16 protein-coding genes and 1 pseudogene are annotated in these 12594 nt (G+C 30.5%); 8 read left to right on the plus strand and 9 right to left on the minus strand.

Annotated features, from left to right (window positions below):
• Positions 1–226 precede the first annotated feature (226 nt).
• The 3 genes from rpsI to zapE all read right to left on the minus strand — a co-directional run bounded on the left by rpsI (position 227) and on the right by zapE (position 2302).
• Positions 227–619 (minus strand): 30S ribosomal protein S9, encoded by a 393-nt coding sequence (gene rpsI / locus CF386_RS02200; RefSeq protein ID WP_089072849.1) that lies wholly within the window; start codon positions 617–619, stop codon positions 227–229.
• A gap of 16 nt (positions 620–635) precedes the next feature.
• Positions 636–1064 carry a 50S ribosomal protein L13 gene (rplM, locus tag CF386_RS02205; protein ID WP_089073745.1) on the minus strand — a complete coding sequence of 143 codons (429 nt, stop codon included), beginning with the start codon at positions 1062–1064 and terminating at the stop codon, positions 636–638.
• Positions 1065–1225: 161 nt separating this feature from the next.
• The gene (gene zapE, locus CF386_RS02210; protein WP_089072850.1) at positions 1226–2302 is read right to left on the minus strand and encodes a cell division protein ZapE; all 1077 of its coding nucleotides are present in this window, start codon (positions 2300–2302) and stop codon (positions 1226–1228) included.
• 79 nt (positions 2303–2381) lie between these two features.
• Between zapE and CF386_RS02215 the strand changes: the two genes are divergently transcribed.
• From CF386_RS02215 to CF386_RS02225, 3 genes are all read left to right on the plus strand, one after another.
• Positions 2382–2681, plus strand: a complete 300-nt coding sequence (locus CF386_RS02215; protein ID WP_089072851.1) for a ZapG family protein — start codon at positions 2382–2384, stop codon at positions 2679–2681.
• 56 nt (positions 2682–2737) lie between these two features.
• Positions 2738–4102 (plus strand): DegQ family serine endoprotease, encoded by a 1365-nt coding sequence (locus CF386_RS02220; protein WP_089072852.1) that lies wholly within the window; start codon positions 2738–2740, stop codon positions 4100–4102.
• A gap of 72 nt (positions 4103–4174) precedes the next feature.
• Entirely contained in the window at positions 4175–5218 is a 1044-nt protein-coding gene (locus CF386_RS02225) for a trypsin-like peptidase domain-containing protein (RefSeq protein WP_158522274.1), read from the plus strand.
• A 27-nt stretch (positions 5219–5245) separates the two neighbouring features.
• On the opposite strand, the gene murA is transcribed toward CF386_RS02225, so the two are convergent.
• From murA to CF386_RS02255, 6 genes are read right to left on the minus strand one after another with little or no spacing between them, the layout of a single operon-like run.
• Positions 5246–6502: a UDP-N-acetylglucosamine 1-carboxyvinyltransferase gene (gene murA, locus CF386_RS02230; protein ID WP_089073746.1), complete on the minus strand. Its 1257-nt coding sequence runs from the start codon at positions 6500–6502 to the stop codon at positions 5246–5248.
• A gap of 14 nt (positions 6503–6516) precedes the next feature.
• The gene (locus CF386_RS02235) at positions 6517–6768 is read right to left on the minus strand and encodes a BolA family protein (RefSeq protein WP_089072854.1); all 252 of its coding nucleotides are present in this window, start codon (positions 6766–6768) and stop codon (positions 6517–6519) included.
• A 24-nt stretch (positions 6769–6792) separates the two neighbouring features.
• Positions 6793–7431, minus strand: a complete 639-nt coding sequence (locus tag CF386_RS02240; protein WP_089072855.1) for an MlaC/ttg2D family ABC transporter substrate-binding protein — start codon at positions 7429–7431, stop codon at positions 6793–6795.
• 16 nt (positions 7432–7447) lie between these two features.
• On the minus strand, positions 7448–7915 hold the full coding sequence (mlaD, locus tag CF386_RS02245; protein WP_089072856.1) for an outer membrane lipid asymmetry maintenance protein MlaD: 468 nt from the start codon (positions 7913–7915) through the stop codon (positions 7448–7450).
• 1 nt (position 7916) lies between these two features.
• Complete coding sequence (gene mlaE / locus CF386_RS02250; protein ID WP_089072857.1) at positions 7917–8702, minus strand: lipid asymmetry maintenance ABC transporter permease subunit MlaE; 786 nt, start codon at positions 8700–8702, stop codon at positions 7917–7919.
• A 14-nt stretch (positions 8703–8716) separates the two neighbouring features.
• Entirely contained in the window at positions 8717–9493 is a 777-nt protein-coding gene (locus CF386_RS02255) for an ABC transporter ATP-binding protein (RefSeq protein ID WP_089072858.1), read from the minus strand.
• A gap of 144 nt (positions 9494–9637) precedes the next feature.
• On the opposite strand from CF386_RS02255, the gene lptC reads away from it, so the two are divergent.
• From lptC to CF386_RS02280, 5 genes and pseudogenes are all read left to right on the plus strand, one after another.
• Positions 9638–10198, plus strand: coding sequence for an LPS export ABC transporter periplasmic protein LptC (gene lptC, locus CF386_RS02260; protein ID WP_089072859.1), 561 nt, complete (start codon positions 9638–9640; stop codon positions 10196–10198).
• Complete coding sequence (locus tag CF386_RS13285) at positions 10179–10469, plus strand: LptA/OstA family protein (protein ID WP_158522275.1); 291 nt, start codon at positions 10179–10181, stop codon at positions 10467–10469. The genes lptC and CF386_RS13285 overlap by 20 nt, the downstream gene beginning before the upstream one ends.
• Positions 10415–10678: an LptA/OstA family protein gene (locus tag CF386_RS13290; RefSeq protein ID WP_089072861.1), complete on the plus strand. Its 264-nt coding sequence runs from the start codon at positions 10415–10417 to the stop codon at positions 10676–10678. Before CF386_RS13285 ends, CF386_RS13290 begins: the two co-directional genes overlap by 55 nt.
• Before the next feature lie 2 nt (positions 10679–10680).
• Positions 10681–11405: pseudogene (gene lptB / locus CF386_RS02275) on the plus strand (LPS export ABC transporter ATP-binding protein).
• Positions 11406–11438: 33 nt separating this feature from the next.
• On the plus strand, positions 11439–12593 hold the full coding sequence (locus CF386_RS02280) for an RNA polymerase factor sigma-54 (RefSeq protein WP_089072863.1): 1155 nt from the start codon (positions 11439–11441) through the stop codon (positions 12591–12593).
• The last annotated feature ends 1 nt before the right edge of the window (position 12594 follow it).

Below are 12594 nucleotides of genomic sequence, written 5' to 3' on the forward strand. Positions count from 1 at the left end.
ATTATGAAAAATTAAAAATTTTAACAAAAATTTTAATTTTTTTTGAGATACATAACTAATAAAAGAGTTTTTTAATAGGAAACAAATCATTTGCAGATTTCAGAAATATTGAGATATTGAGATATTGAGATATTGAGATATTGAGATATTGAGATATTGAGATATTGAGATATTGAGATATAATAGCGAAAAAAAAAGACCCAAATTGAGTCTTTTTTGTGAAAAGTTATCTTTTTGAAAATTGTGGTTTTCTTCTTGCTTTTCTCAAACCAACTTTCTTTCTTTCAACTTTTCTTGCATCACGAGTAACAAAGCCTGCTTCTCTTAAAGTTGGACGTAATGTTTCATCATACTCCATAAGAGCTCTAGTAATACCATGACGAATAGCACCTGATTGTCCAGTTATACCACCACCTTTAACAGTAATATAAAGATCGAGTTTCTCAGTCATATCTAATAACTCTAAAGGTTGTTTAACAACCATTCTAGCAGTTTCTCGACCAAAGTATTCCTCAAGAGTTTTTTTATTTATAATAATGTTTCCATTACCTGGTTTAATAAAAACTCTAGCAGCAGAACTTTTTCTTCTACCTGTTCCATAATATTGATTATTTGCCATTTATAAATGCTCCCAATTAGATGTCTAATACTTGTGGTTGCTGAGCAACATGATTATGTTCAGAACCTGCATAGACTTTTAATTTACGATACATAGATCTTCCAAGTGGTCCTTTAGGAAGCATGCCTTTTACAGCATTTTCTATAATCATTTCTGGTTTTTTATCTAGAAGCTTGTCAAAGCTAATAGACTTTATTCCACCAATGTAACCGGTATGATGATAATATATTTTATCAGTACGTTTCTTACCTGTAACATTTACTTTGTCTGCATTTATAACAACAATATAATCACCTGTGTCCACATGAGGTGTGTATTCAGGTTTATGTTTGCCTCTTAAACGAGACGCGATTTCCGTTGCAAGTCTACCAAGAGTTTTACCCTCAGCATCTACAACATACCATTCACGTTTAACTGATTCTGGTTTAGCAACAAATGTTTTCATGCCAACTTTACCCATAATTTAATAATAAAAAAAGAGCTTCAGCTCTTACCAAAGACAAAATATATCCCTTCGAATACACAGTGCCTAATAACCTAAAAAGTTATTCAGGAATAAGTGGGTTTAGGTATTATACTTAAAAATTATAAAAAATCACTATTTTTTTATTTCATCATTTGATTTAATCTTGATAAGCACCGTTGAAATTCAAAATTCAACCGCTTTCCTTGATAAATTTTCTGTAACTGAACATTAGAAAGCATAAAAAGATTAATCTTTTCATCATACATGATATCAATAAAACTTATAAATCTTCTAACCACATCCTGACATTGATCATCTAGAGTTGAAACATCATACAAAAAGATATGTGAAAATTTCTTCGCAATTTCAATGTAATCTATTTGGCTTCTATTTGTAAAAAATAATGAGTGAAAACTAATGTATAAATTACTTTCATTAAAATAAGTGCATTCTATAGGTCGGTTATTAATAATAATATTATCATTTGAATACACTTTACTTTTGCTTAATGAGAAATAAAAAAGTTCAAAAGACTTTTCTAGCTCCTCATTCATAGGATAAAAAAATGTTTTAGTTTTACCTTCAAATAGTAGCCTATAATCCTTTGGGGAGTCTAAATTTACTATATGACAATTTTTTTTAATTAACTCAATACATGGAATAAATCTTGCTCTTTGCAAGCCATTTTTATATAAATTATCAGGGTAAAAATTAGAAGTGAATACCAATACAATATTTTCTAAAAACAAATTCTCAATTAACGCGTACATAATCATTGCATCCCCAATATCAACGATAAAAAATTCGTCAAAAAAAATTATATCCACATCTTTTTTTATTTTTTTTGCTACTAAAGATAATGGGTTCTCATGGTCAGTAATTTTTTGTAATTCTTTGTGGATATATTGCATAAATTCATGAAAGTGATACCTCTTAGCTCTATCATGAAAGCAGGAATAGGCTAAATCCATTAAAAAAGTTTTACCTCGCCCAACACCTCCCCAAATATAAATACTTTTTATTTTGTTTATATTATTTTTTTTGCGTTGTAAATCGAAAAAAGAGGATAATCTAATGATTTTTTTTTTATTTTGTTTATTTTTCTCGTTTAAAGAATGATATAATTGTTCTAGGTACGATACAACTTTCAACTGCGCATCATCACTTTGTATCTTTCCTTGTTTGATAAGATCCAGATATTTTTGCTTTATTATCATATAACTTTACTTTTAAATTGTATTATATTAACACACAATTTATTATATAGAGAAAAAGAATAATAAAAAGGATTTTGAAATGCTAATAGTACAAATTTTAATAATTTTTATAATAGGATTTGTTTTTGGATATTTTACATTTTCAATCATTTCCTCTAAAAATAAATCCAGCAAAGCACTAAAGGAAGAGCTCAGAGTTGTAAAGCATGAGATGGAACAATATAAACAGGATGTTGCTGATCACTTTTCATGCACAACGAAATTAATAAATCAAATATCTAAAGACTGTAATAAATTAAATTCACATATGACAAATAGCTCAAATTATCTCATTGATTCAAATTTTCATTTGTTAGAGAGTTTAAATAAAGATAATTAAACACAAATTAATACAAACTTATAATTTATAAAATTAGGAACGGAGTCATCATTATTATGTTCAAAAAAAAATTAACATTATCATTTAGTATTATACTTATGTTACTTTGCATAATCCCAAGCTTTTCAAATGCTTCAATATTAATAAAAGATTCCAATACACAGAGTCTTGCTCCAATGTTAAAAACAGTAACACCTGCCGTAGTAAGTATAGCAGTTGAAGGAAAAAAAATAACAAAGTCTAAATTACCTGATAATATCCCTGAACAGTTTAAGCATTTTTTTGGACCTAACTTTCCCAAAGATCAGGCTACTGAGCAACCTTTTGCTGCTCTTGGTTCAGGTGTCATCATAAATGCAGAAAAAGGTTATGTAGTCACAAACTATCATGTAATTAAAGATGCCGATAAAATAACAGTAGCATTAAATGATGGTAGAGAAATAAAAGCAAAGCTAATGGGTGATGATGAAATGTCAGATATAGCTTTGCTCCAATTAGATAACACCAAAGATTTGTCTCAAATACCTCTTGCAAATTCGGATAATCTGCAAGTTGGTGATTTTGTGGTTGCTATTGGCAATCCTTTTGGCCTTGGTGAAACTGTAACCTCTGGTATAATCTCTGCACTGGGTAGAAGTGGATTAAACCTTGAAAATTATGAAAGTTTTATTCAGACTGATGCTGCAATTAATACCGGAAATTCAGGTGGCGCACTAGTTAATTTAAATGGTCAACTGATTGGAATTAATACTGCTATTGTAGGACCTAATGGTGGTAATGTAGGAATAGGCTTCGCCATTCCCTCCAATATGGTTAAAAACTTAGTAAATCAAATAGTAAAATATGGGAAAGTCAGAAGAGCTGTTCTTGGTATCATTGGAAGTGAATTAACTGCAGACTTAGCAAAAGCCTTTGATTACAACACTAATCACGGCGCATTTATTAGTCAAGTTTTACCTGACTCCGCAGCCTCTAAAGCAGGACTAAAGCCGGGTGATATTATTACATCCCTAGACAATAAAAAAATTAATACGTTCGCGCAGCTTCGTGCAAATATAGGTACTATGGGAATAGATAAAACCATAACATTAGGAATACTTAGGAATGGCAAAAATCTCAATGTTAAAGTAACTCTAGAATCCGCAAAAGGCATTCCAGATGCAGAAACAAAGGAAATCAACAAAGTTTTAAATGGAACCACTTTACAAGATATAAATAGCGGAATTAAAGTTGTCGATATTACAAAAGACTCTTCAGCATACCGATACGGCCTAAGACAAAATGATATTATCATCGGTTTGAACAAAATAAAAATAAATAATAAAAAAGAACTAGAAAAAGAACTTTCAAAACATAAAAATGATATCATTGCACTTCACATAAAAAGACAAAATGCGACATTATTCATTATAATGAAGTAATTTGCCTTATTTAAGGTTAGAGCACTGAGAATTATGTGCTCTAACTTTTTTGAAATAGGAAAATATAATACTTTGAAATATGTAAAAACAGTTGTTTTCGGGATTATTATAGCAGTATTGCTCCTGGTTTTTTTTCCTAATATTAGATCAGGGAAATTCAGTTCCTTATTCCATCAAGAGTCTAGTGTTATAAGTTACAACCAAGCTGTAAACAAAGCTGCTCCTGCAGTGGTAAGCATATTTAGTTTACAGGCTAATAATACACGAAAATCCACGCTTAATAATTCAAGTCTTGGCTCAGGCGTAATTATACAGTCTACTGGTTACATACTAACTAATGAGCATGTTATTCAAGGATCCACCGCAATTAGAGTAATGCTTTCAAATGGACAACTTTTACCTGCTAAGGTAATTGGTAAAGACACTATTTCTGATATTGCAGTTTTAAAAATAGACGCAAGCAATTTACCCATAATTACAGTAAATTATAAATATAAACCAAAGGTTGGTGATTTGGTTTTGGCCATAGGCAATCCTTATGGACTCGGGCAATCTGTTTCACAAGGAATAATATCTGCAATAGGAAAATATAATATTCAACCAAACTCAAGAAATCAATATATCCAAACGGATGCGGCAATTAATGCAGGAAACTCTGGGGGAGCATTAATAAACTCTAGAGGAGAGTTCGTTGGTCTTAATTCTTCAGTTTTTCAAAACAATGCAAAAGTGACTACTGAGGGTATTTCTTTTGTTATTCCTTATTCTCAAGCAATTAAACTCACAAATGAAATTATTAAAAATGGAAAAGTGATTAGAGGATATGTCGGCATTACTGGTGATACTATTATGCCTAATCTTTACCAAACAAAAAATAAAAATTATAAAATATTTGGCTTATTGGTAAGAGCCGTAGCTAAAGGATCACCTGCAGAAAAATCGGGAATAAAAAGTGGCGATATAATTATTCAAATAAATAATGAAAAACCAACATCAAATAAAAATATCAGCGAAGCTATCGCTGAATTAAAGCCAGATTCCACTGCTATATTTAAGATTTTAAGAAAAAATAAAATTATTTCAGTACACGTCAATGTAGAAGAACTAAAAAATTAAGATTTTTTAGTTCTATTCTACTACTTATTATTTTATTCTTTCAATATTTACACCTAATTGCCTGAGTTTATTATCAATATTTTCATAACCTCTATCAATATGATAAATACGATCAACAATGGTGATGCCAGAAGCTATTGAAGCAGCTAATACCAATGTGATTGATGCTCTTAAATCAGTCGCCATTACTGATGCACCACTTAATTCCAAGGTATCTTTACAAATAAGGGTATTTCCCTCAATTTCAGCAACTGCTCCCATACGAATTAATTCAGGTACATGCATAAATCTGTTTTCAAAAATCGTCTCGGTTATAATACCAGTACCTGAAGCCAAAATATTCAATAATGTGAATTGAGCCTGCATATCAGTTGGAAATCCTGGGTGAGGTGCCGTCGTAATATTAACTGCTTTCAATTTCCTATCTTCCATATCTAGGCTAATCCAGTCATTGCCCGATTCAACCTTAGCTCCTGCTTCTTCTAATTTAGAAATAACAATATCTAAATTTCTAGGATCAGTATTCAAGCATTTTACTTTACCTTTTGATACCGCTGCAGCAACCAAGAAAGTTCCTGTTTCTATTCTATCTGGTAAAATTGAGTACTCACCACCTTTCAAATTCTGGACACCTTCCACCTCAATGGTATCTGTACCCGCACCAATGATTTTTGCACCTAGAGTATTTAAAAAGTTTGCGGTATCAACAATTTCAGGTTCCTTTGCTGCATTTTCAATTAGAGTCTTCCCTCTTGCTAAAACTGCAGCTGTCATGATTGAAACAGTGGCACCAACACTAACTTTGTCAATAACAATTCGACTTCCATGTAATTGACCTTCTGTTTTGGCTGATACATAACCATCATTTAATTTAATTTTAGCACCCAATTGCTCAAGGCCTTTTAAGTGAAGATCGACTGGCCTTGCGCCAATAGCGCATCCTCCAGGTAGCGAAACTTCACCTCTACCAAATCTTGCTACAAGAGGAGCAAGAACCCATATCGATGCTCTCATTGTTTTAACTAAATCATATGGTGCACAAAACTCTTTAACATTTGAATTATCTATGTATAATTCATTGTCTAAAAAAGAAACTTTAGAACCCAATGTTTTCAGCAGCTCTAACGAAGTATCTATATCCCGTAATCGAGGAACATTTTTTAAAATGACAGGGTTTTCCGCTAATAAAGAAGCAAAAATTATTGGAAGTGCTGCATTTTTTGCACCAGATATAACAACTTCCCCTACTAAGGGACCATTTCCTTCTATTCTAAATTTATCCATTGAATAACCTACTTTTATAAAAGTTTCTTTTGCAATTCCCACTCTTTCAGAGTGAATGTTTTAATAGTCACCGCATGGATATCATTTGTAGAAATAAACTCTGTCAAAGGTCCATAAACTAATTGTTGTTTCTTTACAGGCGTAAGGTCAGAAAAGTCATTACTTACAACTATAATTTCGTAATGACTTCCCTCATTTTTCACGCGCACTTCAAAAGTATTAATTTTTTCTTTTATTGCATTTTCGATAATACTGATATCTAACATTTATACTCCACTTTCTTAAAATGACTATTTTTTTGTAAGCTTTATATTAGCTTTTGCTTGACTATTTAAAAACTGGATTAAGCCATTTATTCCTTTATTTCTTATTAAACCAGACCACTCATTTTGTTTTGTTGAAATTAAACTAATTCCCTCAGCTATCATATCAAAAGCTTCCCATTTTTTGAATTTTGGATTCCATCTAAGGACAAAATATATATTTATTTTTGGAGAATTTGCATCTGAAATCACTGCTAAAACTTTAGTAATTGATTTATTTGATGGTACTGGTGAGTTTATAATTTTTACTTTTTGCTTATTATACTGAGTTAAAATTTGAGCAAATTGAGTTACTAAATAATTTGAGAATGCATTGACATACCTTTTTCTTTCTTCTTTTGTTGTTTGACGAAGTTTGGGGCCTAAAGCTTTATATGCAGAATAAGTAACATTTACATATGGAAGTAGTTCAGTACGAACAATATTTTTAAGGGTATTAGGGTTACTTTTAATTTGTACTTGATTACTTTTAATTTTTGAAAATAAATTAACAGAAATACCCTTAATCATTTCATTCGGGTTGGCCTGATTAACTTTTTGAGACCAAGCTGAGAATGAAAAAATGAACAAACAGCAAATATACAAAAAATTTTTAAACTTAAACATAGATCAATCCTTCAAATTATTTAGAGTTAATATTATATAAAATCTTACCTATTAAATCCTCTAAAATTAATGCAGATTTCGTGTCTTCAATATAAGCACCATTCTTCAAAATTTCAGTGTTTTCATCTGAAAAGCCAGGAGTAATTGCTAAATATTGAGCACCCAATAAACCAGATGTTAGAATAGACGCCGATGACGAATTAGGTAAGTGCATTTTTTTTTCTATTGTAAAGCTTACCTCTGGTATGAATGTTTTAGGATCTATATTTATAGAAGTCACCTCACCCACAACAACACCACCAATTTTAACTGGAGCTCGAACTTTTAAACTACCGATGTTATCAAAGTTTGCATGCAGGGTTATCTGTGGCTCTGTCGAAAAAGCATTATTATTTGAGAGTTTAAAAGTCAAAATTAACAATGCAGATAACCCAAAACAAACAAACAATCCGACCCAAAAATGTAATTTCAAATGATTTTGCATATTAATTTCCAAACATAATGAATGTTAATATGAAGTCCATACCTAATACTAACAAAGAACCTTGAACAACAGCTTTTGTGGTTGCTGAACCCAAACCATCTGGAGTTGGCTTAGCATAATAACCATGATATAAGCTTGATAAAGTACCTACTAGAGCAAACATAAAAGATTTGATAATACAATTCAAAACATCATACTTCAAATTTATAGAATCCTGAACTGAAGACAAAAACTCACCTCCGTTGACCCCATTCCAATATACAGCAACAATATAACCTCCCCAAACTCCAATTACCACAAAAATTAGTGTTAGAATTGGAACTGCAATTAAACAGGACCAAAATCTTGGAGATATAACTCTTTTTAATGGATTAATGCCCATAACTTCAAGACTTGATAATTGTTCAGTTGCTTTCATTAGACCAATTTCTGCTGTAATTGATGTACAAGCCCTTCCAATAAAAAGTAATGCGGTAATAACCGGACCAAGTTCTCTTAACAAGGAAAGAGAAATTAATTGGCCGAGACTACTTTCAGCACCAAAGTTAACCAGTATAACATATCCTTGAAAACTGATCACCATACCAATAAAAATAGCAGAAACAACAATGATAGGTAATGAAAGAATCCCTGACTTATAAATTTCTTTTAAGACAATAGAGTAATTTTTTTTAAATTCTGGTCGACTCAGTAACACATCAAACAACAACATAAATGCTTTACCCATCGAACATACCCAGTTCAAGAACTTATAACCAACTAAGCATATTAAATTAACATTTTTCATAATAAAATCTTTTTCTACGAATAATTAAGGGGAATAGGTCCATCAATTGATCCTGTTAAAAATTGTTTAACTATGGGGTTATTACTTTGCTTTAGTTCACAAGGCGTGCCTGATGCAATTATTTCATTTTTATAAACCATACAAACTTTATCCGACAAAGACATCACTTCATCGACATCATGAGATACAATAATCGATGTAATGTTGTATTCATTATTAAATTTTTTAATTAACTCAAGTAAACTAGATTTAGTGATTGGGTCTTGTCCCACAAAAGGCTCATCATACATCATTAAACTTGGCCTTGTAACAAGAGCCCTAGCCAATGCAACACGCCTCTGCATTCCCCCAGAAAGTTCCGAAGGATATTTTTTTGTAGCAAACTCTAATCCAACCGAATACAATATTTCTTTTACTTTTAAGTCAATAATATCTTTGTCGTTCGTTATTTCTTTTAAAGGATAAGCGACATTTTCATACACGCAATAATCACTAAACAACGCGCCAGATTGAAAAAGTAATCCCATTTTTTTTCTAATTTTGAATAACTCTTTTGAAGAAATGTTACTTAAATTTTTTTGAAAGACCGCTATAGAACCTGTATCAGGTTTATAAATTCCCGCAATCAACTTTAATAGTGTTGTCTTCCCTATACCTGATTGACCAATTATAGAGGTTATTTTCCCCCTCTCAATTCTTAAGTTTAAATCTTCAAATATTTTTTTGCTTTCATATGAGAAACTTAACTTTTGAATATCTACCAATATATTTGCACTACGATTATTTATCATTGCTTATAAAATTTCAGAACCTTGTTTTCAATATAATCAAAAAAAAAGTTATTGTATAGTTTTACAAAAAATCATCACAAAAAAATTACACTTTATTGATAAAAGTAGTAAAATAAGTTTTATGAAAAATGAATGATATAACGTATGATTAAAAAATTTTGTTTATATTTTTTCTATTTAGTTATTTTTATTTTCTTGGGTTACTGGGCAATACAGATAAGCTTGATTAATGAGTCCATAAAAAAGGAATACAGTAGCAAAGCATCTGCAAGTAATATAGTGCTAAATGAATATACTAAAAATGGAAAACTATCTAAGACTTTAGTAGCTGATCATGTTACTTATAATGGAGAAAATAAAAAATCTTTTTATTATGATCCTAAATTAAGCGTTTGGAATTTAAACTCTAAAGAGCTTCAAAAAGAGTGGTACATGAGCAGTGATGTAGGTATACTTGATAATGATGGTTTACTATTGCTTAGAAAGAATGTCGTTCTGTTAGGGTACGACTCCCAATTAAAAAAAATAACCACAAATAGTCTACAGTACAACACTAAAAACTCTAATTTTTACTCATCTGACTTTGTGAAAATATATGGCCAAAACTTTATAAATTCTGGGACAGGTGTTAAAGGAAATTTTAACAATAAAACAGCTACAATTTTAGAAGATGCAAAAGGAACTTATGAACAGAATATTAATTAGTTTAATTTTATTTAGCAGCTCTTTATTTGCTTTAGATAACGACTCACAAAAGCCCATAAATGTATCAGCATCTCAACAGTCAGTGGATGGTATAAAAAACATATCTATATTCACTGGAGATGTCGTAGTTACTCAAGGAACTAGAAAATTAGAAGCTGATAAAGTAACCATCAAAAAGATTTTAACTAAAAGCTCACAAAAAAAGACTTTTTTCTCATCCAGGCATATGGACATCCTGCCGTATATACTGATAAAGATGAATCAGGGCTAAAAAGAGTAGGAAAAGCGAAACACATTGAATGGGATCAACAAAAAAACACTATCATAATGATTGGAAAAGCCGAATTAATTAAAGGTTCAAATTCAGTTGCTGGGAACAAAATTATTTACAATACTTTAACTAAAAATAGTCAAGCATTTGGTTCAAAGGATTCAAAAGTTATAACAATATATGTCCCAGAAGAAAATAAGAAGAAATAGAGATGTCAACTTTAAAAGTACAAAATCTAAAAAATCCTATAAAAAAAGAACCGTTGTTTCGGACTTTAATGTTGAAGTTTCAACGGGTGAGGTTATTGGTCTTCTAGGCCCTAATGGTGCTGGTAAAACAACAGCATTCTATATGATTATAGGTCTAGTACAAAGTGATTCAGGTGCGATTTTACTTGATGGCAAAAATATATCAGACAAACCAATGAATTTAAGAGCACGAGCAGGTTTAGGTTACCTACCCCAAGAAAACTCTATATTTAGAAAATTAACAGTTAAACAGAATATATTAGCAGTTTTAGAAACAATCCCTGCTTTATCAAAAAAACAACGATTAAAAAAGTGTCATGATTTACTGGAAGAATTTAACATTACACATATTATTGATAGTATGGGTATATCTTTATCTGGTGGAGAAAGGAGACGAGTTGAAATAGCTAGAGCTCTTGCAACGGATCCGAAGTTTATTTTGCTCGATGAGCCTTTTGCTGGTGTTGATCCTATATCTGTTATAGATATAAAAAAACATATTTCACATTTAAAAGAAAGAGGTATAGGTGTTTTGATTACAGATCATAATGTAAGAGAAACTCTTGATGTATGTGAAAGAGCATGCATACTTAGTTCTGGTCATATAATCGCTTCAGGCTCTCCTGATGATATTCTAAATAATGAAAGTGTTAGAAAAGTTTACCTTGGAGATCATTTCTCAGTTTAAAGACTATTGTTTATAGAAAGGGAGTAATAATAAATGAAAAACACTATTAATTTAAAATTAAATCAAAAAATTACTATGACTCCCCAACTGCAATTAGCTATTAAGTTAATGCAGTTATCAAAAGTGGAACTAATTAATGAAATTCAGTCAATATATGAATCTAATCCACTACTTGAACTAAACGAAAATCAAGCATCTCAGGATATTTCACTAACGAAAGATAGCTCTCATGAAGTAATAGAAGAACTTAATTTTAATGAAAACTTCCAACAATCTCCAAACACAAAAAACATTGAGCAAATCGATTCTGATTATAAGTATCAACAAAAGCAACAATTAAATATTAACGAATATTTATTGTGGCAAGCTAATTTATCATCATTTTCAGAAGATGAATTAATTGCCGCACAAATAATTATTGACAATATTGATGATGATGCATTTCTCAAAATTGAAGTCCAAGAAATTGTGAGAATAATTAATCATAAAAAGTTTAATGAACAATTTATCTTAAATGTGTTGGAAAAAATAAAACACTTTGAACCATTAGGTTCCGGAACATCATCTCCAATTGAATTTCTTTTTTTTCAAATAGATCTGATAAGTTGCACCAATAAAACAAAAGATTTTTTAAAAGAACTAATTCTAAGAGAGTTTAGAGAGTTAAATAAAATTGACATCAATTTTTTAATGTCAGATTACAATCTTACGCTCAAAGAATCCCGAGAAATATTATCAATTTTTGAAACCTTATCATATAAGCCTAATACAAGTTTTTTAGTTTCTACTGATACCACAAATTCATATATAACAGCTGACGTCACTCTTAAAAAATCAAATAATGATTGGTATTTTTTTATCAATAAGGAAACAATCCCCTCTCTAAAGATAAATGAAAACTATTTATCGTTTATGCATAAAGAAAATACTGAGCAATACGAGTATTTAAAAGATAATCTTCAAAAAGCTAAATGGTTTATTAAAAGCCTTGATATGCGAAATAATACTCTTCTTCAAGTTGCAAAATCCATTTTTGAATTTCAAGCTGGTTTTTTTGAACATGGTGAAGAGGCTATGAGACCAATGATATTGAATGATATTGCTCAAAGACTTAACATGCATGAATCAACAATATCAAGAATTACTACTAATAAATTTATACAAACTCCTAGAGGTATTTTGAACTAAA

This window comes from Paraphotobacterium marinum (assembly GCF_002216855.1).
Classification (GTDB): domain Bacteria; phylum Pseudomonadota; class Gammaproteobacteria; order Enterobacterales; family Vibrionaceae; genus Paraphotobacterium; species Paraphotobacterium marinum.